The organism is Oceanobacillus sp. E9, assembly GCF_001741975.1.
Lineage (GTDB): Bacteria > Bacillota > Bacilli > Bacillales > Amphibacillaceae > Oceanobacillus > Oceanobacillus kimchii.
The window spans coordinates 345,045-368,419 of record NZ_LSNA01000008.1; the positions used below are offsets into that span (position 1 = coordinate 345,045).

Below are 23,375 nucleotides of genomic sequence, written 5' to 3' on the forward strand. Positions count from 1 at the left end.
TTTTCTCCTCAGATTTATAATTTATTTCTTATGCTGTGCAGTATAATGAGCTTGAATTACTTCCAGTAATTCAGGAGGACGCATATCAACAATAGAGAGCTTATCGATTTCCATCCACTCGGGTGTATATGACCCTCTACCTTCATTAAAAAATTCTGCTCCTTTTCCTGTTCCAAACTCACCATCGATGACTTGAGCAGCAAAATAATATTGTATACCATTATATGCTATTTCTGCAATACACTCTCCAATTGTCACCTGTAATCCTAACTCTTCATAAGCTTCTCTCTTCGCAGCTTCTTGGGGCGTTTCACCTTTTTCAATTCCTCCGCCTGGAAAAACATAATAAACTTTATTACCGAATTCTCTCTTGATGACTGCCACTTTATTGTTTACAGCTAATATAATCGACCCTCTATCTCTCAATAACCTTCCCCCCCACAATTATTTTTGAGCCTCAATGGTTACTAAAAGTATTGTAATTATGTTAAAATATAACTACCGAACGTTAGGTTTTATTTTGTGTATACAGAGGTGATATGTATGATGGAGTACATTGTATTAGCAGCTACAGCTTGGTTTATGGGTTTCTTCCCTTTATTCGAAATTTATTTAGCAATTCCAGTTAGTATGGGTTTAGGGTTAGATATGGTATCTTCTATTGTGTGGGCCTGGTTTGGTAATTTTTTTGCCATTCCTTTTATTGCATATAGTTATGATTGGTTAACGAAATTCGAGAGGATTCAAAGATATTTTCATAAGTTAACTCATTCGAAAACAAGCCAACGTTTAAATAAAGGTGGATTTATGATAGTACTTATAGGTACTCCATTATTCGGATCTTGGGCAATTGGAGTGGTTGGTAAAGTAATTGGAATGGATAAAAAACGCCTGTTTTTATCATCCGCAATAAGCATTGGTATTTATGGAATCTTAATAGGCGTCCTTACAAAACTTGGGATTGATTTATTTTCATAATCTCGCATCATTTTTTACCACATAGGTAATCGCCTTCGTTTTCATTAACACAGGCTTTCCTTGTCTTTCAATCGTATACTCGAGTGGTTTCACTACATGTTTCATAACTGACCAGCTTTGGTATGCTTTTTTTAATTTGTTTGTCATATCTGCTGTCCGTAAATTCACTTCCATCTGGGCCTCTAAATGAAGGCCTGTTTTTATATCTACTTCCTCAACTTCTGAATTAATAATTATGCAATTTATACCTTTCTGTTTCGTCCCCTCTGCCATCCCATGGAGAACGTAATCGAGTTCTGACTCTGTCCTAACATGTTCAAGACTGGAAACTGCAATAATAAAATCATATGTATTTGGTTTGATTTGAAAAGTGGCTATATCTTGTTTTACTACTTGAATTCGATCTTCAACCTGATAAATTTTACTATACTCTTTAAGTTTTTCTATTGCAGAATCTAGTAAATCAACACAAGTTATACAGCCTGTACGAATAGAAATTGCTTCGGCAATTGGTATGCTATTCCTTCCAACCCCCGCACCTAAGTCAAGCACCTCTAACGGCTCTACTCCTTTAAAATACGGGATAATATCCAGTACAGTTTGAACAGGTTTATATAGCCAAGACCCTTTTTCAAATAGAGCGAATTTTTCATAACAGTGATCATGATATAATTTCTCTTCAAGACGTATCTTGGCTATACGATCCATTCTATTCCTCCTCAACTTAGTTAGATTGAAACTCCCTACTACTCCATTAGAGATACGATCAACAATAACATGTTCTATTCCTTGTATTTGGAATACCTCTTCTGAACTATCGCCAGAAAGTAGTACATTCAGCTTTATCAGTAATATTAAAATTGATTAATTTTTCAATTAATGAATAATCAATCTCACTGGTCCAAGGTATACGAATGATTTCCTTCGTGTGGTCATAACCAGCCTGTACAATTTCATCTAAAAACTGATTTATTCCTGCCTGTTCTGGGGCAACGGCTAAATGCTTTTTAGAAACACTAAAACCAATAATATACGTATTATGATCGGTAAACATTGGCTGTTTCCATTTAATTTCTTGATTTAATTCAGGATATTTCTTTGTTATCCATTTTAGGATTTCCTCCGTTCTAGAACGATGGTTAGAATTTTCTATTGTCTCTAAAAATTCATCAAATGTATTCATAATCGAACCTCCTTGTTATCTAAATAATCTACTACATATATTTAATTGGATCCGTAGCACCAGCTTCTTCAAATCCTTGCAACCTCAATCTACAACTATCACATTCACCACATGCTTCTTCACCACCTAAGTAACAAGATGTAGTTAAATGATAAGGCACGTTTAATTCCATACCTAACTTGACTGTATCTCCTTTGGATAAATCAATCAGTGGTGCCTCAATCGTTATTGTAGGTTCTGCATTGGTCCCTTGAAATATGGTTTGTTGCATTGCTTCTATAAATTCTGGGCGACAGTCTGGATATCCACTGAAATCAACTGCAGATACACCTACATATATTTTTTCAGCACCTATCGCCTCTGCATAGGAAGCAGCAATTGATAGGAAAATTGTATTTCTTCCCGGAACATATGTATTCGGTACATCTTCACCAACGCCTTCTTGATTTACTTCCATTAATTGATCAGTCAAGGAACTGCCACCAATCTCTTTTAAAAATTCCAGTGAAAATACCTTATGCTCCGCTGCATCAAAATAGGAAGCTACCTTTTTAGCATTCTCAATCTCGCGATCATGCCGCTGACCATAGTGGAAAGTAATTGGATAGATATCATACCCTGCTTCTTTAGCTACTCCCATACATGTCGTACTATCTAATCCGCCACTTAAAATAACTATTGCCTTTTTACTATTCATTTTTTAACACTCCTATGTAATAAATTCCAACTTATTCTAAACTAGCATATTAGTGACTAGACGTGAAGGTTGGTTTTATTTTCTAATAGGATAGAGGCCTTCATTTTGATTTAAATACATAACTAACTTTCTCATAGCCCATCTTTTCTTCGTAAAAACGATGGGCTTGATGACGTTGGATTCCCGAAGAAAGGGCAACACTTTCGTATTCATTATCTGTTGCCCACGTATGTACATAGTTTAATAGATATTCACCATAGCCCTTCGAACGATTGATATTATCTGTAACCAAATCACACACCCATACAAATCTGCCATAATAGAGCGTGATCATTGGTTTGAATCCTACAACAGCTACAATTTCTTGCTGGTCATACAACGCATAAAGACGATAATTATCTTTTTCTACTGCTTCCGATATGAGGATAACATAAGATGCTTTATCGAGATGCGTTCGTAACTGCCTCATAATTGGAAAAGCTTCTAGCCATTGATCTTTTGTTGTTAACCTTGTAACTTTCATTTTGGACCCTCCATTAAAACATTCTTAACAATCGCCCACCCTGTATTGGAATTATTAATCACAATATCAAAGTCTTCGTGATATTTATGCATAAATAACTTGTATTGAACCCTTCTTTCTTTATGTGCAAATATAATGTATTCTTTATTCGCCCCTCTGTCCGCTACATCTCGGTGCATCCTTCTTATAAATTCGGTTTCATCATCCGTATATAAATATATTCTTAAATCAAAAATATTAGGTTCAATAAAAGCCACACTCATTCCTTCTACAATCGTTATCGGAACATTTGCGTAATGTGTTTGCTTTCACTATATTGAGTTTCTAGTGTTAATAAATCGAGTCCATTCTGAATCATACGAATATCTCTAGTTAGGGAAACTAGATGGTGTGCCGACGGGTGAGATGCCGTCATCTTATAATGATGTAAATTACCTTTATATGTATATTCCATAATAGATTTTTTCCTAACTACCGAATCTATAATATATGGATCGGTATTTAGAATATTTACTTGCTCTTTTTGTAGAAGTGCTTTTAGTTTTGTAGCAAAAGTGGTTTTCCCTGAAACACCATGTCCGGAAATTCCAATTATCAGCTTTCCATCTTGTTTTTTAATCCAATTAACAACAAGTGTAAGTAATTCATCCATCAAGTGACTTCTCCTTCCACCAAAGTGCTCTATTCTCTAAATCACTTACAAACTGTTTTTTCGCCTTACTATATTCAGAGGTATATGTATACCTTTTCGCAATCTTTTCCTTAAAAGCACTATACTGTGCTGCTTCAGATGAATGTTGTAATAAGTAATCTCTCAATATTAAATGACGGTCTATCTGTGGATTGCCATATTGATATACATGTATATGATGAGATCTGTTAACTCCTCCCTTTCTAAACAACCTTCTCCCTTCAATTCCCCATTCACCAGCTATATCGTACCCTACCACGGTCCATATAGGTATTATATGAATCAATTCGATAAATATCTTTTACGATACACATCATATCGACTACGGGTTTAGCAAGCATTCCAGGTATTGCAGTGCTACCAAAATGTTTAAAAGAAAGTATCTCTTTGCCAAATATACATCTGAGATTAGCTTGCTCTTCTTTATACATCGTTTTCCAATTAGGTGTATACGCTGTTAATCTCACTTTCAAGATGTATCCCTCCCACTTCGGTTTTGAATACTGTTAATCTGCTTTTGCTTTATTGCTTTCGTGAATATCCCTCATGCCCTCAAAAAAATCATATTCTTTTTGGCAAAATTCCTCTAACTGTTCGTTTCCTTTACCTAACTGTTCTAAATAATACCGAGATATCTCTACTCTTCTTGTAATTTCTTTTCTATCAACAGTAGTTGTTCCGTGTCCGGGAACATGATAGTAAATTGGATGCTCTTTAAAGATCCTTATTGCTTTATCTACCGTACTAACATAGTCCCGATAACCACTAAAAATAAAAGGAAATTCTACGTCTGATAGATAATCCCCAGACAAAAAAATTCCATACGGCTCTATAACCGTAAATATTCCATCAGACGTATGTCCAGGCGATTTATAAAAATATAGTGTAACATTACCAATCTGTAATGTTTCTCCATCATTGACTACTTGATAATCCACGTTAGGATACGCCGGCGTATAATTTCGATATATATAATATTTTTGATCAAACTCTTCAATCTGCTTCTTAATTTCTTCCTTATGTTCATTGTTACTAAACTCTTCTGAAGCAACCACATAGGCTTCTGGAAAAGCACTAGCTCCAATAATATGGTCAAAGTCACTATGTGTATAAATGATGTATAATTTTTTATTCCCGATATGTTGCGATATGTAGTTTCTAATTTCTTGCACTTCTTCTGGTAACCAATTCGGATCTGTCATAATAAGTGCTTCTTCCGTGTCAATAACGGCAGTCGTTGTCTTGTATAAGGCACTTTGAAAGACGGTAAGGTTCTTATCCTTGAATTGAATCATTTTAGCATTCCTTTCATTAACATATTCTAGACTCATAGGTTAGTTTTATATATCTTTTCGGAAACATATAATTCGATTCGCCTCTGTAAATCCTAGACGAAGATGCATAGCAAGACTTTGTTCATTACCCAGTTCGCAGTCACTTGCAAACTCTGAACATCCTTTTCTTTTTGCCCAACGCTCACATTCCTTCACCAATTCTCTTGCTATTCCTGACTTTCTATAACTTTCCAATACATACAGCCCTTCTAAATATCCAACTGGACTTGAATTTGTTCCTTCTACGTAATCAAACCTTAGCTGACATTGTGCAAACCCAATTGCTTCATTGTTTTGATAAGCAAGTAAGATAGTAGCGTGGTTATCCTTAATAAGTAGTTCCATTTCTTTTTCAAATTCGTTAACAGTCTGACTCGGCCATAATTTACAAGCAAACACCGCTGCTATTCTAGCTTCATCTAATATTATTTCTTTAATCATATACTTTCCCTTTCTATTTTTCCTGACATGCTAGTATTTGAGATCGCTTTTCCATTAACCCAATCATCCAAGTAAAAGGATAATACGTGCTCACTTTTTGCCAAACAAGTAGTTATTTTGGAATCATGGAAGGAATAACAAAAAGTATGAAGTGTGCCGAAGTAATCATCATAGTTCTTAAAGAATAATGGAGAATGACTATCTTTAAATCGTTCAAACATTTGCTTCTCGGAAAATCCTTTTTTATTCAATTCCTGCATATGCATATTTCTCTTCATAGAAAACTCTATATACTTTCTATTTTTTTGATGCAAATCTTGGTTTTGAAAGTGATTTACACAAGTAAGGTAGCTTTTGTCTTCACGCATTACAACTTTATTTGGACTAGCTTCAACAACAGCTATATCACCAGACTTATCACCAATAGAAAAATTGTAGCAAGCGGCATGTGGAATTACTTTTAACAGATCAACCGCTTCACTAGTACTAGAACATGTATCCAACACCATTCGTATGGCTGTCCAAGCCGATATACCATTCTGAAACTCCTTAAAACTCACAAAATGAAGTCCCATTACTAGACCCTCACTATTCACCCCATCTAACCTCCCGAGAACTTGTTGCGAATAACCAGCAGATGCATAAGCAACTTCAGAGTCTACTAAGCTAAATATATGATCATATAATAGTGGAGAAAAGTCATAGTTTCGAACATAGAAATCATTTGTAATTGTTGCTGAGCACCCCATTGCATCCATTTTTGGAATATCATAGCCACTAAATATTGCTGCAGCCTCCTTATAGGAAATCTCTAATCCTTCTGATATCCCTTTCAATTCTTCTATAAGATGTGGCGCGTAAGTAGAAAACACGGATTCCATATTTGCTATATCTATCGTTGGTTTCATCTTTTCTTTATACACATCTACAATTTTGTTATTTTTGAGTTGTTCTCCAATTTGATAACCAATGTCAAATGAACTCCCCCTACATTGAAATATATCTACTTCATAAAATTCACTCATTATCCATCACGCCTTCCATGATTCCATTCCTCATTTTATAATTTTCAGATTATTTTTATTGTATCATAAATTATTCATAAATTTACTAATTTACCAGCAACTTAATGGTATAATCATGGCTTTGATTGGTTTTTTTGGAATGCAGTAAAATTAACCTTATACAATGTAATCTTACTGTTGCCATTAGGTGTGTATATCTCATTATTATGGAAAACCCTACGATTAGAGCATGTTGCACTTATTATTTTTCTTAGCAGTCTAACTATTGAAATTTCACAATTAGCATTGGGTTCACTTGGATTTGTAATCAGTAGAAGTTTTGATGTAGATAATCTGATATTAAATACCTTAGGAGAAGCAATTGGATATATCATTGCACAATATTTATTAAGTGTTTGTAAGAAAAAAACGCTCAAAGTTTCTTGAGCGTTTTTTCATAAATTCTATTTTGGTAAGGGAGCTTTATCAGAAATCAATCCTTCTCTAATCAGCTCTTGCCAAAACACCGCAGGAATGGTTTCTTGCATCGCGCTTAAATCTTCCTTGATACGACTCGGTCTTGTAGAGCCAGGAATTACTGCACTAACTGCAGGATGTGCGGTAGAGAACTGTAGCGCTGCTGCTTTTAGACTAATCCCATGTTTGTCGGCAATTTGTCTTAATTGCTGTGCTTGTTTTTTTACTTCTTCGGTCGCCGGTTGATAATCAAAATAATCTCCTCCAAGCAATGCTCCTGAATTATATGGTGCACCAACCACAAATTTTTTTCCTGTTTTTTCACCGAGAGACATCATACGCTCCAATGCACGATCATGCTGCATCAGTGTATATTGTGTTGCTGTCAGGGAAAGATCTGGATTTGCTTCTTCTAATTCCATGGCGACTTCAATTGGAATAGTTGTGTTAACACCAATCCCCCATGATTTGATTACTCCCTCATCACGCAGTCGATCCAGTACTTTAAATGCACCATTTCGTGCTTCTTCAAATTTTGTAATCCATTCATCACCTAAGAAATCTGGTGAAATGTCATGTACAAATATCATATCTAGATAATCTGTATTTAATCGTTTTAGACTATCTTCAATGGAACGTAAAGTCGCTTCCTCTGTATAATCTGTTAGAATCTTATTTTGACGCGCATCTTCAAACAATCCCGATTTTTCTTCCATTTCATCTTCTAAAATAATTCTGCCAACCTTTGAGCTTAAAAGATAATCGCTTCGTTTTTTATCAGACAATGCTTCTCCAAGACGAATTTCCGATAATCCCGCTCCATAAAAAGGTGCCGTATCAAAATATCGAATGCCTTGTTCCCACGCATTTCGGATAGTCTCTTGTGCTTCTTCTTCAGATACCTTTCGGAACATATTTCCTAACGGAGCAGTGCCTAAACCAATTTTTTTATTTAAAGCTTCATGTAGCTTCACTATTCATCACCCCTTAATATTTTTCGTCTTCTTTTGATTTTTTCCCTATAAAATAGAATAATTAAACATAAGAAATCGCGGATATTATATATCAAGATCCCATGAAACTTTTCATATAATTTAATCGTATTACATTATAAGAGGTGATGATAATGAAACAAGGTCAAGGTTGTATAAAGTGCGGTAGTAGAAATGCAGATCAAAAGGATGTATCAATGACTGGTTCAGGATTATCAAAAATGTTTGATGTCCAAAATAACCGTTTCACCGTAGTTTACTGCCAAGATTGCGGTTACTCTGAGTTCTATAATAAAGATAGCTCAACTGCTAGTAATGCATTTGATCTATTCTTCGGTGGTTAAATACATAAAAAATAAAAAAACCGTCTGAGATTATACACTTTAATGTATAGGTCTCAGGCGGATCTTTTAATTACTATTTTTCTATTTTCCCGTCTTTAATAACCGTTTTTATGTTTTCATTATTCGCTAGTAAGTTAATATCCTCTAATGGATTTCCATTAACAATAATAATATCTGCTAACTTTCCTTCTTCAACGGTCCCAACTTTATCTTCCCAACCAAGACACTCTGCAGCTGTCTTAGTAGAAGCTATAATAGCCTCCATTGGTGTCATCCCAGCTTCTGTCATTAAACCAAGTTCGCGTAAGTTTGTTCCATGCTTCATCACACCAGCATCGGTTCCCATTGCAATTTTCACACCAGCTTTATGCGCTTTAGCAATACTTGCTTTATGAAATTCAATAACTTCTTTTGATTTTTGTACTGCGGTATCAGGCATTCCCGTCTCTTTGGCTGTTTCAAGAACAGCAACTGGTGCTAGTAGTGTTGGAACGAGGTAAGTCCCTTTTTCTATCATCATGTCAATTGCCTCATCATCAAGAAATATTCCATGTTCAATCGAATGTACCCCAGCTCTTACTGCGTTTTTGATTCCTTCTGCTCCTTGAGCATGTGCCATTACTTTGACGCCTTTACGGAAGCGTCCTTCTTCTACGATCGTCTCTAGTTCCTCTTGCGAAAATTGAGTGAATTCTGGATGATCCGTAGCACTTAGAACGCCTCCAGTAGCATGCACTTTGATAACTTCTGCACCGGCACGTAACATTTCACGTGTTTTCTTGCGCACTTCTTCTACACCATCACATTTACCACTTGGCATCCCCGGATAATCCGATGGCAATAAATCGACTTCACGTCCGGAAACAGTATAACCATCTCCATGTCCACCGGTAATCGTAAGTGCATTGATACTTAACTGTAATCGAGGACCTGAAATTAAACCTTCTTCTACCGCTTTCTTCACACCAAGATCAGTACCAAGAGCGTCTCTTACAGTGGTAATTCCTGCTTTTAATGTGTTCTCTAAATATTTTGCTGCTTGATAATACATAAAAGAAAAAGGTGTCTCCAATCTTTCTGCAACTGGAGAAAACTCCATCATCATATGCACATGTGTATCAATCATCCCAGGAAGTATTGTTCCACCTTGGGCATCTACTACTTGTTCCTCACCACTGATAGAATAAGCCGTTTCTAATCCTACGTAAGCAATTTGATTATCCTTTACTACAACAATTACATCTTTCTCTGGTTCACCGCCATTTCCATCTATAAACAATCCGTTTTTTATTAATAAGCTTGTCATGATATCTTCCCCCAAATATTATAATGTTTCTACTAATATCCCTGCTATTACAACAGAAGCAACAGTTACTGTTGTAAATCCACCGATTAACATTGGTGTTAAAATTTCATCAAAAATAGTCTGTTCCTCTTCTTTATTCCGAGCAATACTTCTACTTACTTCTTCACAAAGTATATAGTCTGCTGGAAACCCAAATAATGCCGTTAATGCGACAGGCATTCCTTTATATGGATGCCATTTGAGCAACTTAGATACAACATACCCACCAAGCGAAAGACCAAATGTACCAAGTAACAGCAACACAATAATACTAGGTAAATTGTTTAACACATCTTGTGGTCCAACATCCGCCATGGTTCCAATTACGACAAAGATAATTCCAATCATCGTTAAATTAAACGAATTGGCTTTCTCCAATGATTTATGCTGGAATATACCTAATTTCAAGCCACCAACACCAATTGCCAGACACCATAGACTGTAATGTACTGGTGTTAACTCTCCCAGCACAATACCGATAGATGCCCCAACAAATATAAAGAACAACTTTAATGTCGCACTTGATTTAATTGGACCATCTAGCTTCACTGTTTCTTGGGTAGCGCTTGCTTGATCTTGGTTTATCGGTACAAAAGTGCCGTTGTCGATTTTCTCTTGAATAGTAAATGCATACCTACGCAAGAAATACTGTGCTAAAGGCATACCTAGTACACCCTGAAAAGCGACAACTAATGCAGGAATTACAACTAAACTCGTTAAACCAATTTCTGCTAGTCTTTCTGAAGTAACAATAAGTGCAACAATACCTCCACTCAATGGTCCAACACCTGCTACAGCAGTAGGATAATCAAAGATTAGGCTCACGATAATTAATACGAGTGCCCCTGACACAACTAGTCCACCTAATGAAATAAGTACAGCTTTATACTGACTTTTTAAAAGTGAGAAAGGAATCATCGTCCCCATATGCAAAATTGCTGGTCCAACTAAGATAGCCCCTAGCGCTGCGAACTGTGAAGTTGCGAGCAAATCATTTGGAAAAATACCTGACCATACACAAATGAGATATCCAACCATCGCAGTAAGCAACATTGGAACTCTTGCCCTTGTAATAATAGAGATATATTCTCCTAGAGCAATTAATGCAAAAATAAGTGTTGTAGCAACCAGTGGATTACTGATCATGAAATAGCCCTCCTTCTTTGATGATAATTAATTAACGATTCCGAAAATTCACTCTGTTGATAGGGCTACATCTATATAATAGTCCAAAGTCTGAAAATGTAGAGTGATTGCTAATTATTATAAACGCATAATTAGTCAAAAATCAACATATTTTTCAGAAAAAATCGAACAGTTTCGTTATTCCACTTATTCCCAACATTAATTTGATAGAACCCCATAACCAAAAAAGACTAGACTATTCCTTAAATTACATGAGTGACCATTTCTTCTTGCTTCCTCTGATTCTGGGCACTTATCTTCCTTATGAGCGACCATTTTCTACTTCTCCCTCCGATTATGGGCACTCATCTTCCTTATGAGTGACCATTTTCTACTTCTCCCTCCGATTATGGGCACTCATCTTCCTTATGAGTGACCATTTTCTACTTCTCCCTCCGATTATGGGCACTTATCTTCCTTATGAGCGACCATTTTCTACTTCTCCCTCCGATTATGGGCACTCATCTTCCTTATGAGTGACCATTTTCTACTTCTCCCTCCGATTGTGGGCACTCATCTTCCTTATGAATGAAAACTTTTTCTACATCTCCTTACTTTGAGCACTTTCCATCTTTCCCAGTAGAAAACCCTCAAAGAATCTTCCGCCATATGGTTCTAGGATTCTATCGACAAATTCAATCATAGACTTCTTCTCATTATATTGATAGAAAGTATCCACGCTCCTTATCAATTCTTCAGTTAGAGTATCATCATGCCTCTGTAAAGCACGATACATTCCTTTCGAATCTCCAACCCATTGATTTTTTGTTCGTAATATAAATTCACAAACAAGATCCATGAGCTTATTTAATATAAATAATTCCTCTGGTCTATATTCACTACCGATAAAATCATCTAACACATCCGTTAAGAAATAGCGCTTTAAGTCAATCTCTTCTTTCGTCCACTTATCAGGTCCATTCGTTAAAATTTGGTTCGCTTCTACTTTAATCTTATCCATTATCCCATCCTCATTCTTGATAATTACTCCATTAGCTACCATATCCGGCAAAGATGGCCGAGCTCGCTTGCGGTCAGACTCAAAGAAAAACTTGTATGATTCACTATTATGTACAAATGCTTCCACTGGCCACCAAAAGAATTAAATGAAGTTCGATAAGATGCTGGTAATTTTTTATCAAAAATAACGATATCTAGATCAGAAGTATTTGTTGCTTCCCCACGTAGAACACTCCCTGCTAAAACCGCTCCAGTACAAGAGGGGAAATGTTGCTCTACTATTTTCCTAGCTGCTTCTCTTGCATTCATGCGATTTCTTATATCTTTCATTACATCTCCTCCTCAAATTAATAATTACCATTTAAAGGGAATATCCGATATACTATTGAATAAATACCTACATAAATTATCAAGGAGGGAAAACAGTGTTACGTATCATTATGATCATTCTCTTCGTGCCAATCTTTACATTAACCGGTTGTACTGAGGAAGAAGAAAAATCCGTAACAAAAAACCCAACTCCATATGAATTCCTCCAAAATGAAAACGCAGACATTTTTCTATTAGAAGATACTGTTTTTTCCAATGCAATAAACATTGAATGGGTTCAAGAAGAAGAATATACAATTGGCGAGGAAATAGGAGAGATTTCTTTCCAATCGAATGAAGCTAAAGATTTTGAAAACGGAACCGCTAATAAACTGCCTGTAGGAACGAAAATTTATGAAACCGATACGCAAGTATTTATTGCAATTGTAGAAAACAGAGAGATTCCATATCTACAGATGGTGGAAGGATAATGGAATTCGTTTCTACAGAATCATATTGAAATAGGAAAAGTTACGTTGTAAAAGGTTCTCCTCAACAGGAACTATCGGACTTATTTCATCTGCTTGGTCTCAGAGCTTCAAACCTGAAGTCCTAGGTATAAATGGTTGAAGCTCTTCTACTCTAGCGTAAAACAATGAATTATATTTAACTTTTCCAAGTCTATCTCTAGAAATTAATATTACTATAGATGCCATATCCGATATGGACTGACCTGTCTTTTCATACCGTTATCTAATTTTCTTCTTTTTCCCATCAGGTAGTTCCCCCTGTCTTCTCAACGTATGAAAGCATCATAAGATAGTTACTTCAACATTCGATTATCACAAAAATACCTGCTTGGTCAGGAATTCCCGCTAAGTCAGACTCATTTAACATTAAAACATCTACAATACTTATACCATTAACATTTGGTATTAAATTTTCTCCCTCAAACTAATACTCACCTATAAACTCCAATGTTTTCTCAATTATATAAGCCTGGTCATTATCCAGCGTTGCCACGTGATAACTATCTTTTAATGGAATTATTTCTTTCACGTTAGATTCGATTTCTTTATATATGACCTCTGAATTATATGGTGGTACCACATGATCCACATCCGATACAAATATACATGTGGGGCACGTAACTTTATTTAAATCTAATCGTACTTGTTCCATCAGCCCTACAATCTCTCTAATCGATTGAACTGGTGTTTTTTCATATGCTAATTCCTGCACATTCAGCTTTTTTATATCTGATCCAATTGCATCAATAAAACGTGTATCTTTTATATCTGTTGCTGTTTCCATATCTGGCACTTCTATAGCGGCATTTATTAAGACAATTCCTTTTAATTCACTGTACTTCTGTGCCATGTATAGAGATAATGTTCCTCCCATTGACAAGCCGCACATGTAAATAGAGTCACAACGCTCTTGGAGCCACTGATATCCTTCTTCAATAGATTCAATCCAATCATGGAATGTCGTTTTCTCCATATCTTTATAATGGGTTCCATGTCCCTTCAATCTTGGGCTACATACAGTATATCCAGCATCCGCAAATGCTTCCCCAAGCGGTCGCATACTTTGTGTCGTACCGGTAAAACCATGAGAAACCAATACTCCTACACGATTCCCTTCAAAATAAAATGGCTCCGCTCCTTCTAATACGGCATATTGCTCTGGCATCTCTAGCCCTCCATTTTTGAATTTTAACAGAACTATAAGTCAGTAAAATCTTTCCCTATAATTCGATTTACGACTTTACTCATCATCATGAAAATAACCCAAAATGAAATAATTACAACTAAAACCCTCAATACTGTTCTTATACTTCCATCAGGGAAAAACTCGTCTACCAAGTAAACAAAGTAAAGAATAAGACCAGCCCCAATTAATATTCCTAAAACAAACGTCAGTGCAACTCCAAATATTTGCAACATCGTTAACTTCTTGAGCCGATCTTTATTAAGATATAACGCAATGAGAAAAACTAAAATAAATAAGATAACCATTTACATTCACCTTCTTGCAAACTATTCAACTCTCCGATATAGAAAAAATGCCACAACAAAAGAAATCAAAGGAAGGATGATAAAAACTCTGAACTAATTCTCTGCACCAAGAAAATAAAATGCAGGAAATAAAAATACAATGGCACTTCCAATTAAAAAAACAACTTCATAAAAATCAAATATTCAAAAAATTAAACGTATTAATAAAAATTATCCAGTACTGATCACCTCCATCAGGTAAGACTAATTCCACTTAAATGTCTTAACAGTTAACCAATAAAAGATGACACTGATTCCAATAATAATAAGGACATCAGCAATAATAGGGATATTTCCTTCTACACCAAATAAAAATTGATGATAGATATCCGTTAAATACGTAATTGGTATAAAATATGAAATGGTTTGAAATACATCTGGTAAAATATATAATGGCAGCATTGCACCACTTAACATGATAAGAGGGACCATCAAAAAACTTAAGACACCTGAAGCTAGTTCAACATGATTAAAAAGACCACCAAATAGAAACCCAAATATCAAAAACATACAAATACCCAATAATGAAATGACTAGAAAAAGCAAGAGATTACTCATATCAATCATATTTAAGAAAACACCTATTACAACAAATATTACTAATTGAATGCAGGCAAGTACCAACCGGACAATAACCTGCGACAAAACAAAAGTAATCTCCTTTAAAGGCGTAGTTCGAAATGTTTTTAATACCCCTTTTTGTCTCATTTCAATAATTGGTACAGATGTGCCTAAAAAGCCTATACTTGCAAATGCCATCATTAAAATACCAGGAAACATAAACTCGATCAACGTCATTTCCATTACTTCTGATGAAGGAATAACAAAACTCATTCCATAAAATAAGCCTAGGAAAAACAAAGGAAAGATCATTGAAAAGAACAAAATTTTTGGGTCACGAGTAATTTCTTTCAAGCCAACCACAACTAAATTTTGAATAATGGCCATTTCTTTCATAATCCTTAATCAATCTCCCTTCGTAAATCCGTTCCAGTAAGATTAAGGAATACATCTTCTAAACTATCAGATAAGTGCTTTTTATGTGCATTTATTATTTCTTCAGGAGTTCCAGTAACCAAAAACCTATTATTATGTAAAATAGAAATACGATCACATAACTTATGAGCCTCTTCCATATAGTGAGTAGTTAATAAGATTGTGCTTCCCGAATCTCTTACTTCTTTTAATACTTCCCAGATTAGTTGACGTATTTGAGGATCAATACCAGTTGTCGGTTCATCTAATATGATTAATGATGGATTACCAATCAAAGCTAACCCTACTAGTAATCGTTGCTTTTGGCCAACAGATAGGTCTTTTATTTTCTTAGTTTCCAGTTGATTTAAAGCTAGTAAATCCATTAATTTTTCAACAGGGATGGATTCTTTATAAAAGCTTGTAAATAATTGAATCGTTTCATAAACCGTTTGTCTTGGCAATAGGTTTCCGACTTGAGGTTGTATACCAATATGTTGCATTATCTGTTTTTGGTTTTGTGGACCCTCAAGGTTCAAAAGCTTGACTTCTCCACTATCAAAAGGTAGAAATCCTGTTATACATTCAATAAATGTTGTTTTCCCTGCTCCATTTCGACCAATAATTCCATGTATCTCATTTTTTGAAATGGTTATATCTACATTATCTAAAACTACTTCACTCTGAAATCGCTTTGTTAGCCCCTTTATAACGACACTTGACTTTTCTTCAATATTTACAGAATGAGACATATCATCCCTCCAATAATCTATACTTTTCCTTAAAACGAGGACTCAATTCACTCCACACATCAAATTTATTGCCATCTGGATCATAAAACACGAAATTCCTTCCCGCATGACCTCTATCTTCTAGTTCACCTACACGAACATCATCTACCGCTAATTCAAGCCGGAGAAATTCTAGTGATTTTACTCCATCCACTTCAAACGTTATGGAAAAATGTTCTTCTCCAGCTAAATCTATAAAATTAGCATTTTGACCAGATGGAGATCTAACAAGAAAAATGCTTTGATTTGCCAGATCTAGAATACATTTATCATCATCTTGATAGTTCACCCGTGCACCTAACTTTTCCACGTACCAATTTGCAGAAAGTTCTATATCGCTTACCGGAATATATGTTGTTCCAATTCTCCAAAGCTTTTCATTCATCAATTTCACCCCTTCACACCATCTTCTTTATTCCAACTCCCTTGTAATTTCCTAAGGAAAATAATCTGACCAGTATGATAGGTTATATGAATAGTTAAATGGGCTATTACCTCTGCTTGCTCCTCCACTTTATTCATACCTGCATTTTGCAATTCCATTTTCCAGCTTTCAATTCCCTTTGTAATCCTTTCACGTACATCATCCCAAGTAAGTCCATCTCTATTCGAAAAAGTGGATTCAACTTTTTTCGTGTCTGTCGGTGCGTTCTTAAATCTGTTTAGATGTCGTTCATTATAAAAAATCAAATGATTTACTATTTCTCGAATGGAGTTTACTTCACTTGAAGGTTTCCAATCTGCCTCTTCTTCTGTCAGTCCTTCTATAGAATAAAATAATGATACAAACCATGTATTTTCCAAACAAGCGTCAATCTGAGCTAATAAAACTTCTTTCGTATTCATTGATTTCCTCCTTATTTTTTAATATTTATAATGTCTATGAATACATCTACCTAATTATTTCTACATAAATATGTGAATCCCTTTGTCTTTCCAATGAATAACGATATTTTATTTTGATACAAAAGGATTGCCATCTACCCAAAATCGATAAGGATAATCCTTTGCCTCACCAGTATTATCTATGCCAATTCGACTTCCGCTTTTCACTGATATGGGAGATTTTCCTTCAGATATAAATAAAGGAGGCTCTAGCATGTAGCGGCCATAATCCTCCATGTGTATCCCCATAGCTTGTGTTAATTTTCCTGGCCCACTGGTTAAGTTCTGAAACTTCTTCACTGGTCTCCGCATAAGCATTTCATCTATACCGGAAAAAGGTTCGACCGCTCGAATTAGCACACTTTCAGGATCACCTTCCATACTACTAACCACATTAATCAGACGATGATTATGAATGAGATGCACATATGCATGCCCTGGTTTAGCATAGAGAATTTCTGTACGTTTTGTCCTTCGATTTCCATAACCGTGAGCTGCTCGGTCTGAATTTCCCAGATAAGCCTCTGTCTCAACAATAATACCTGAAGTTGTTCCTTCTTCCGTTTGTTTCACTAAAATACAACCTAATAGATTTTTCGCTAATTCAAGTGTTGGTACTTGGTAAAATGATTCAACTAATGGTTCGAAATTCTGCTGTTGCTCCATTATCTACACATCCTTTTTCATTTTCTTTCAGTGTACCCGTTCTCAGCAGTTCATAAATATAACCAATATTTTAAACTATTTATGATATATTAAATTTAAAGATGTATTGGAGGTGTATCATGAAAACATTCTATTATTGATTATATGTTGTACTTTCCTCTTTCTTGTAGGATGTGTGGAAGAAACGATAACTATTGATAAATCAGTTCATTCAAGTGCTAAAGAAAATCAATTACTGGAACCACCACAATTATCAATCGATATTGGTAATAAAATAATCACAACCATTCAAGGAACATACAGTTGGGAATACGAAAATAAAGATGGGCCCATGACAAATACTACGGTAGATATAGACGGGCCATCTGAATTAGCAAAACAATTCGATTCACCTAATGTGACTACAAACTCTCAAGTTACATTAAACTTTGACATGGAACCTAGTAAATATGCTGTTAGAATCTGGGAGGATAATCAAGTGGTAAGTTCTTCTGATTCTATAGATTTAATGAATAAAGGAGAGATAATCTATGAAATTATAGGTTATTGGGATCAAGGAGAAGCATCTTATATATTCTCTCTCCATATCGACTAAAAGAAATTAAAAATTACCGATAAAGCCCATTTACCACATTTATTAAACGTTGCTTATTTTCAGAAGGGACCACCTCAAATAATCGTGCACCAGCGATAATTGGTCCCCATTGAAAAACTTCATCTTGAGTTATTTCTGAAGTTGAACAATACTGATTTACATAAAGATCCGCTAACTCTTGATTGGATCCAGATAGCAATAAATAAGTTCGGTAAACATCTGCCCGAATATCTCCAGCACTAGCATCAACCCAATCAATAATGATAGTTTCATCCTTTTTCTCATCTATTAACACATTAAACGGATGCAAATCACCATGACAAAGATATGCTGTATAATCGATTTTATTTAATTCCTTTAGTAAATCCCTCTTTTGTTTCTTATTTAATACAGCATTGTTCGTTATTTGGTATTCGAGCTTTTCACTCATCGATTCAATTAAATGGTCCTTGACTGCAATTTGATGGATATGTTGTTGGACTTTAACGCAAATCAACATAATCTCTTCGATAGTCTTTGTTTGTCCTAAAATATACTCACCAAGCGGAGTAGCATTCATATATTCCATAATAATCGCCTGTCGATTGTTTATTATAGTCACATCAAAAATTTTCGGTACATGTAACCCACATTTTTTAGCAAATTGCTGCTTGCTAGCCTCTTTTTCCGCTTCAACTCCAGGAAAATCTGGTTTGAATAGCTTTACAACCTTTTTATCATCCATAGCGTAAATATCTGCTGTATTCCCTTTTGCTATTAATTCACCTAGCTTCATTACTATTCACCAACTTGTTCAATCATTTATTACATCTGCTTTGCTCTATTTCGTCCTAACTGGTGATATCAAATAACTCAATGATGAATTATTGGTTGGTCGTATAAAAACCGGAGACATAGATTGTCCAAAATTCAACATTACCCTATCTTCTTCAATTTTCTTTAACGCCTCCAACATATATTTACCATCAAACGTTAGATTAATATTTGATTTCCCTTTGACTACTTCAATCTCTTGTCGTTCTTGAATTGTTCCATACTCTGTAGAATTGGATGATATATCTATGCACTTATCCAAAATTTGTAGATTCACATTGTTGTTCTCCCATTCAGTTGCAAAAACACATGCTCGATCAATTCCTTTAATCAAGCTATCTTTTGACATTGAAATTACCAAATTAGCATCTCTATTTAATAAGCTTTGCACATTTGGGTATGTGCCGTTAATTAATTTTGTATAAAGTGATACATTTTTATATTTGAATATAGCATGATTATTATATACGTATATAGATGTATTGTGTGCGGAATCAGAAGGAAGCGTATTTACAAAATAGGTTATCCCTACTGTAGGAACAATAAAGGATTCTTGATGATTACTAGATTCGATGTCTATCTCTTTTGTTGCTAGTCGATAAGAATTCGTTGCTATTAACTTTAGCTTTTTATTTTCGAGCAATATGTTTATCCCAGTTAATACTGGCTTTGTCTCATTAATAGAAACAGCAAAAGCAGTTTGCAGTATAGCTTTTTTTAACTCATTAGAAGAGATTGTTATTGGTTCAACGCTACCCCGTTGAGGTAATTGTGGAAATTCATCTGCTATCAGTCCATTAATAGTTGTTTGAATCGACCCGGACATAATTGAAACTTGATTACCTTGTAATTTCATATGCACTTCATTTTCACATTTTTTTATAATAGCAACTACTATTTTCGCAGGTAATACAACCGTTCCTGTATTAATAATATCAACTACGTGTCGATGCTTATTTCCTGTAGTTATTGGAATGGTGTTCGTTAAAAACATATCTGAATTAGCTCCAGTAACTATTATCTTTTCATTTGTTACTTCTAATTTTATTCCTGTTAATACGGTTATTGTGGTATTTGAGGAAACAGCTTTATTCACTATAGATAGTGCTTTATAAAAAACTTCTTTATTCAATCGAAATTCCAATTTTCAGCAACCCTTTCATCAGTTCATTAACTCCTTTAATACAATTGAGAAACGACCTTGCCTACTGCTTTTTCGATAACATCTGGTCTATCCAAATGGACATTGTGACTCGCGTTTTCTGCGATGATTAGTTCGCTGTGACAACTTAACGAAAGCTGATCAATAATTAGTTGATGCCAGGTATTTTCAAACAACTCCAGTTCTGACTTTGGGGACCCGTCATTTATACCAGTCTGGATATTGAATTGTTTGTCCCGTCCTATAACAATCAACGGTGTGTTTTTTGGATTATGCAAGTGTTTTATGTGCTCCGCATCATATTTCCAATTTCTTATTTCGGATGCCATGGCTTTATATAGAAGTGGATTTAGAGAAAATGTTAAAATGTTTCGTTGAATTTCAGTTGGTAATTGTTTTTCTTTTTCAGTTAAACTTGGTTGTAACTCATGAAATATTTCATCCTCACTCATAGTAGAATATTCCATACATTTTTGTATCCAAATTTCATCTGTAGAATCCTTATTCAAAAGAGGTAGATCAAGCTCATCTAACTCATGTAAGTCAACAGATGTAGAATCTACTAGTATTAATCCACCTACTAAATATGGATACTTTTTTAGAAAATGTTGGGCACACAAACCTCCATATGAATGGCCAACAAGGATTATTGGTTCTTTAAAATCCAAGCATTCTATAAGATTAAATAATTCTTGAACTGCTTTTCTAGTATTTCGATTATCATCCTGCAACTGACTTCTTCCTAGTCCTGGTCTATGATACATTAGCACCCTATTTGTTTTACAAAGCGATTCACTAACACTGTGCCATTCGTAAAAAGAACAACCCATGCCAGTTAAAATGACAACTGGTGCTCCAGTTGATCCTTTCAAACTAATTTCAACACCTTTAAGAAAAGTAATATGATCACCACCAAGTTTCCGTTTTCTTAGCTAATTTTCTCTACTTGATAGTAGATTTCCTTCTCGAAATTTTGAAGGGCCAGCTTACTTCACTATCCCAATCACGAAAGCGTCATAACCTTTGGAACCAACTGTTTGAATAGCAGTAGATTCAATACGTTCTTCGTTTTCAAGCATATTCATAAATTCTCTTAGCCCTTGGATACGTTCATCTTCACTTTTTTGATCAATTACTTCTCCATTTCGCACAACATTATCTGCAATAAGGAGCGCCCCTTCATTCGCTAACCGTAAAGCCCATTCTAAATACTTGGGATTATTTTGTTTATCGGCATCAATAAAAATAACATCAAAAGACTCGCCTGCATTTTCTAAGGTTGGAAGAGTATCAATTGCATTTCCAACAAGCACTTGTACCGTTTGTTTGAATCCTGCGTTCTCTATATTTTTCCTTGCTATTTCCGCATGGGTTTGATTTGCTTCTAAAGTTACTACTTTACCATTCTGAGTTACTCCTTTGGCAAACCATATTGAACTGTAACCACCCAATGTTCCAATCTCTAACACTTGTCTCGCGGACTTCATTTTTGTTAATAGGTATAATAACTTCCCTTGTAAAGGTGCCACATCAATTTGTGGTAATCCTGCTGCTTGATTATTCTCTAATATTTGATTTAATATTTTGTCTTCAGGTAAAAGCTTTTCCTCAAAGTACTCGTCTACATTATTCCATAATGAATGATTTTTCATAAAGTTCTCTCCTCTCTGTATACTATTATATACTAATAAACAATTAAACTATGAATATCTCTCCATATAGATTCTCTCCTTAAAACCTTTTAAAGAAGAAAACCGTTCTTTCTTCCGCTTTGTTTCTATAAATCCTAACTTAGAATACATTTTGCGAGCTGCTACATTGGTATCTACTACTTCTAACATATAGTGTTGATGTGGAGCGTGCACTAACATATCGTTAAATAAAGCCGTAGATACACCTTTTCCCCTTGACTTTTCCTTAGTTGCAACACATTCAATATAGCCAGCTTCATTTCCAAAAAGAAGCTTACTATTAAATTCATCTTTCATCAAGCGGTATGCTATACGACCTTTCCAGGCTCCAAAATGTTCTTTGAGTACTTCTTGCTTTATTGTTATTGCTCGTTGTTTATTATTTGAACAGGCTAGAATTCCTACAATTTCATTATCTAAAATTCCAATATAAAATACTTCTGGACAAATCATTTGTTGAAAAGCACTGACTAACTTTTCCTCGTCCTTCGAAAGAAAAGATAACTCCCTATCATAACCATTTACAAATACCTGTGCCACTTCCCTTCTCACATCAGTATTTAATTCCTTCATTAGTCTTACCTCAACGTTAGATTTATACATATTCTTCTCCTTTCTCTTCGTTAATAAGAAATACTGTTAAATCTTGACTTTCTAGTGCGATAAACTTATCTTCCAAAAACAACTTCATACTAGCTATTCCTTGTATTAATGAGAAGAAAAGCAATGAAAGTTTATCAGCATTTCCTTCTTTCAGCTCCCCTAGTTGTTGTCCTTTTTCTATTAGATTAGACATTTTTTGAAACAATATTAAATTTATTGTTTTCAAGTTTTCCTGTTGCTTAGTGACATCATTATCAATGAATGAACGAGATACCAGCAAATAATAATGGGCGATAAGTTCACTTGACTCAATTCCAGCGATTATCTTCTCTACCAAGCTATTTATCATATCCTTTGGGTTAATATCTGTATCTAAAAAGTTTATCAGTTCTTTTATTTCTATTATGGCCATTTCAATCAGTGTGTCGAATAGTTCTTCTTTTGAATGAAAATGCCTATAAATTAGACCTGTACTTATGCCAGCCGTTTTCGAAACATCTTTGATTGTTGTTAATGCATAGCCTTTATATGCAAATAGGCTTAATGCTGCTTCTATAATCTTCTCTCTGGTAACATACGACATTCGTTCATTTTGCTCTTTCGACCTTACCAATTATATTCCTCCTCTTTATAATGAATTGAACTTATGTTCATTATATGAAGTAATTATC

At 34.9% G+C, this 23,375-nt stretch carries 28 protein-coding genes and 4 pseudogenes; 5 read left to right on the forward strand and 27 right to left on the reverse strand.

Going from position 1 to position 23,375, the window contains the following annotated elements:
* Positions 1–21: 21 nt before the first annotated feature.
* Positions 22–426 (reverse strand): NUDIX hydrolase, encoded by a 405-nt coding sequence (locus AQ616_RS15395; RefSeq protein ID WP_017795371.1) that lies wholly within the window; start codon positions 424–426, stop codon positions 22–24.
* Positions 427–546: 120 nt separating this feature from the next.
* On the opposite strand from AQ616_RS15395, the gene AQ616_RS15400 reads away from it, so the two are divergent.
* Complete coding sequence (locus AQ616_RS15400; protein WP_017795370.1) at positions 547–978, forward strand: small multi-drug export protein; 432 nt, start codon at positions 547–549, stop codon at positions 976–978.
* Here the strand turns inward: AQ616_RS15400 and AQ616_RS15405 are convergent.
* The 9 genes and pseudogenes from AQ616_RS15405 to AQ616_RS15445 form a co-directional block, all read right to left on the reverse strand.
* Entirely contained in the window at positions 973–1,686 is a 714-nt protein-coding gene (locus tag AQ616_RS15405; RefSeq protein ID WP_069686176.1) for a class I SAM-dependent methyltransferase, read from the reverse strand. The genes AQ616_RS15400 and AQ616_RS15405 overlap by 6 nt on opposite strands.
* Before the next feature lie 106 nt (positions 1,687–1,792).
* The gene (locus tag AQ616_RS15410; protein WP_017795368.1) at positions 1,793–2,161 is read right to left on the reverse strand and encodes an iron chaperone; all 369 of its coding nucleotides are present in this window, start codon (positions 2,159–2,161) and stop codon (positions 1,793–1,795) included.
* Positions 2,162–2,192: 31 nt separating this feature from the next.
* Complete coding sequence (gene queC, locus AQ616_RS15415; RefSeq protein WP_017795367.1) at positions 2,193–2,858, reverse strand: 7-cyano-7-deazaguanine synthase QueC; 666 nt, start codon at positions 2,856–2,858, stop codon at positions 2,193–2,195.
* Between the two features lie 100 nt (positions 2,859–2,958).
* Entirely contained in the window at positions 2,959–3,381 is a 423-nt protein-coding gene (locus AQ616_RS15420; protein WP_017795366.1) for a GNAT family N-acetyltransferase, read from the reverse strand.
* Positions 3,378–4,033, reverse strand: a pseudogene (locus AQ616_RS15425) (uridine kinase family protein). Before AQ616_RS15425 ends, AQ616_RS15420 begins: the two are co-directional and overlap by 4 nt.
* A pseudogene (locus AQ616_RS20215) lies at positions 4,026–4,545 on the reverse strand (GrpB family protein). The pseudogenes AQ616_RS15425 and AQ616_RS20215 overlap by 8 nt, the downstream one beginning before the upstream one ends.
* Positions 4,546–4,578: 33 nt before the next feature.
* Complete coding sequence (locus AQ616_RS15435; protein ID WP_069686177.1) at positions 4,579–5,367, reverse strand: MBL fold metallo-hydrolase; 789 nt, start codon at positions 5,365–5,367, stop codon at positions 4,579–4,581.
* A gap of 45 nt (positions 5,368–5,412) precedes the next feature.
* Complete coding sequence (aac(6'), locus tag AQ616_RS15440) at positions 5,413–5,847, reverse strand: aminoglycoside 6'-N-acetyltransferase (protein WP_069686178.1); 435 nt, start codon at positions 5,845–5,847, stop codon at positions 5,413–5,415.
* Positions 5,844–6,872, reverse strand: coding sequence for a C45 family autoproteolytic acyltransferase/hydrolase (locus AQ616_RS15445; RefSeq protein WP_017795361.1), 1,029 nt, complete (start codon positions 6,870–6,872; stop codon positions 5,844–5,846). Before AQ616_RS15445 ends, aac(6') begins: the two co-directional genes overlap by 4 nt.
* Before the next feature lie 153 nt (positions 6,873–7,025).
* Between AQ616_RS15445 and AQ616_RS15450 the strand changes: the two are divergent.
* Positions 7,026–7,298 (forward strand): annotated as a pseudogene (locus AQ616_RS15450) (VanZ family protein); the annotation flags it as partial.
* Positions 7,299–7,315: 17 nt separating this feature from the next.
* Here the strand turns inward: AQ616_RS15450 and AQ616_RS15455 are convergent.
* Positions 7,316–8,302, reverse strand: coding sequence for an aldo/keto reductase (locus tag AQ616_RS15455; protein WP_017795359.1), 987 nt, complete (start codon positions 8,300–8,302; stop codon positions 7,316–7,318).
* A gap of 152 nt (positions 8,303–8,454) precedes the next feature.
* Here AQ616_RS15455 and AQ616_RS15460 point away from each other — a divergent pair, with 152 nt between their 5' ends.
* The gene (locus AQ616_RS15460) at positions 8,455–8,664 is read left to right on the forward strand and encodes a zinc ribbon domain-containing protein (protein ID WP_017795358.1); all 210 of its coding nucleotides are present in this window, start codon (positions 8,455–8,457) and stop codon (positions 8,662–8,664) included.
* Between the two features lie 73 nt (positions 8,665–8,737).
* Here AQ616_RS15460 and AQ616_RS15465 read toward each other — a convergent pair whose 3' ends face one another.
* The 3 genes and pseudogenes from AQ616_RS15465 to AQ616_RS15475 all read right to left on the reverse strand — a co-directional run bounded on the left by AQ616_RS15465 (position 8,738) and on the right by AQ616_RS15475 (position 12,463).
* Positions 8,738–9,970 carry a metal-dependent hydrolase family protein gene (locus tag AQ616_RS15465; protein ID WP_069686180.1) on the reverse strand — a complete coding sequence of 411 codons (1,233 nt, stop codon included), beginning with the start codon at positions 9,968–9,970 and terminating at the stop codon, positions 8,738–8,740.
* An 18-nt stretch (positions 9,971–9,988) separates the two neighbouring features.
* Entirely contained in the window at positions 9,989–11,155 is a 1,167-nt protein-coding gene (locus AQ616_RS15470) for a hypothetical protein (RefSeq protein ID WP_069686181.1), read from the reverse strand.
* 580 nt (positions 11,156–11,735) lie between these two features.
* Positions 11,736–12,463 (reverse strand): annotated as a pseudogene (locus AQ616_RS15475) (nucleotidyltransferase domain-containing protein).
* Positions 12,464–12,579: 116 nt separating this feature from the next.
* Here AQ616_RS15475 and AQ616_RS15480 point away from each other — a divergent pair.
* Positions 12,580–12,954, forward strand: coding sequence for a hypothetical protein (locus AQ616_RS15480; RefSeq protein WP_017795354.1), 375 nt, complete (start codon positions 12,580–12,582; stop codon positions 12,952–12,954).
* A gap of 463 nt (positions 12,955–13,417) precedes the next feature.
* Here the strand turns inward: AQ616_RS15480 and AQ616_RS15485 are convergent, their stop codons facing one another.
* The 7 genes from AQ616_RS15485 to AQ616_RS15515 form a co-directional block, all read right to left on the reverse strand.
* Positions 13,418–14,158, reverse strand: a complete 741-nt coding sequence (locus AQ616_RS15485; RefSeq protein WP_069686182.1) for an alpha/beta hydrolase — start codon at positions 14,156–14,158, stop codon at positions 13,418–13,420.
* A gap of 32 nt (positions 14,159–14,190) precedes the next feature.
* Complete coding sequence (locus AQ616_RS15490) at positions 14,191–14,484, reverse strand: hypothetical protein (protein WP_017795352.1); 294 nt, start codon at positions 14,482–14,484, stop codon at positions 14,191–14,193.
* Positions 14,485–14,727: 243 nt separating this feature from the next.
* Complete coding sequence (locus AQ616_RS15495; RefSeq protein WP_069686183.1) at positions 14,728–15,480, reverse strand: ABC transporter permease; 753 nt, start codon at positions 15,478–15,480, stop codon at positions 14,728–14,730.
* Between the two features lie 5 nt (positions 15,481–15,485).
* Positions 15,486–16,250, reverse strand: coding sequence for an ABC transporter ATP-binding protein (locus AQ616_RS15500; protein ID WP_069686184.1), 765 nt, complete (start codon positions 16,248–16,250; stop codon positions 15,486–15,488).
* Position 16,251: 1 nt separating this feature from the next.
* Positions 16,252–16,674 (reverse strand): VOC family protein, encoded by a 423-nt coding sequence (locus AQ616_RS15505; protein WP_017795349.1) that lies wholly within the window; start codon positions 16,672–16,674, stop codon positions 16,252–16,254.
* 5 nt (positions 16,675–16,679) lie between these two features.
* The gene (locus AQ616_RS15510) at positions 16,680–17,135 is read right to left on the reverse strand and encodes a DinB family protein (RefSeq protein ID WP_017795348.1); all 456 of its coding nucleotides are present in this window, start codon (positions 17,133–17,135) and stop codon (positions 16,680–16,682) included.
* A 108-nt stretch (positions 17,136–17,243) separates the two neighbouring features.
* Positions 17,244–17,840 carry a DNA-3-methyladenine glycosylase gene (locus tag AQ616_RS15515; protein ID WP_069686185.1) on the reverse strand — a complete coding sequence of 199 codons (597 nt, stop codon included), beginning with the start codon at positions 17,838–17,840 and terminating at the stop codon, positions 17,244–17,246.
* Positions 17,841–18,015: 175 nt separating this feature from the next.
* On the opposite strand from AQ616_RS15515, the gene AQ616_RS15520 reads away from it, so the two are divergent.
* Positions 18,016–18,435: a hypothetical protein gene (locus tag AQ616_RS15520; RefSeq protein WP_069686186.1), complete on the forward strand. Its 420-nt coding sequence runs from the start codon at positions 18,016–18,018 to the stop codon at positions 18,433–18,435.
* Positions 18,436–18,448: 13 nt separating this feature from the next.
* Here AQ616_RS15520 and AQ616_RS15525 read toward each other — a convergent pair whose 3' ends face one another.
* The 6 genes from AQ616_RS15525 to AQ616_RS15550 form a co-directional block, all read right to left on the reverse strand.
* Positions 18,449–19,210 carry an aminoglycoside phosphotransferase family protein gene (locus AQ616_RS15525; RefSeq protein ID WP_017795345.1) on the reverse strand — a complete coding sequence of 254 codons (762 nt, stop codon included), beginning with the start codon at positions 19,208–19,210 and terminating at the stop codon, positions 18,449–18,451.
* A gap of 45 nt (positions 19,211–19,255) precedes the next feature.
* Positions 19,256–20,380, reverse strand: a complete 1,125-nt coding sequence (gene dnaN, locus AQ616_RS15530) for a DNA polymerase III subunit beta (RefSeq protein ID WP_168156651.1) — start codon at positions 20,378–20,380, stop codon at positions 19,256–19,258.
* 47 nt (positions 20,381–20,427) lie between these two features.
* The gene (locus AQ616_RS15535) at positions 20,428–21,282 is read right to left on the reverse strand and encodes an alpha/beta hydrolase (protein ID WP_017795343.1); all 855 of its coding nucleotides are present in this window, start codon (positions 21,280–21,282) and stop codon (positions 20,428–20,430) included.
* Between the two features lie 114 nt (positions 21,283–21,396).
* Positions 21,397–22,062, reverse strand: coding sequence for an O-methyltransferase (locus AQ616_RS15540; protein ID WP_069686188.1), 666 nt, complete (start codon positions 22,060–22,062; stop codon positions 21,397–21,399).
* A 48-nt stretch (positions 22,063–22,110) separates the two neighbouring features.
* Complete coding sequence (locus AQ616_RS15545; RefSeq protein ID WP_069686189.1) at positions 22,111–22,704, reverse strand: GNAT family N-acetyltransferase; 594 nt, start codon at positions 22,702–22,704, stop codon at positions 22,111–22,113.
* Positions 22,697–23,317 (reverse strand): TetR/AcrR family transcriptional regulator, encoded by a 621-nt coding sequence (locus AQ616_RS15550; protein WP_069686190.1) that lies wholly within the window; start codon positions 23,315–23,317, stop codon positions 22,697–22,699. Before AQ616_RS15550 ends, AQ616_RS15545 begins: the two co-directional genes overlap by 8 nt.
* Positions 23,318–23,375 lie beyond the last annotated feature (58 nt).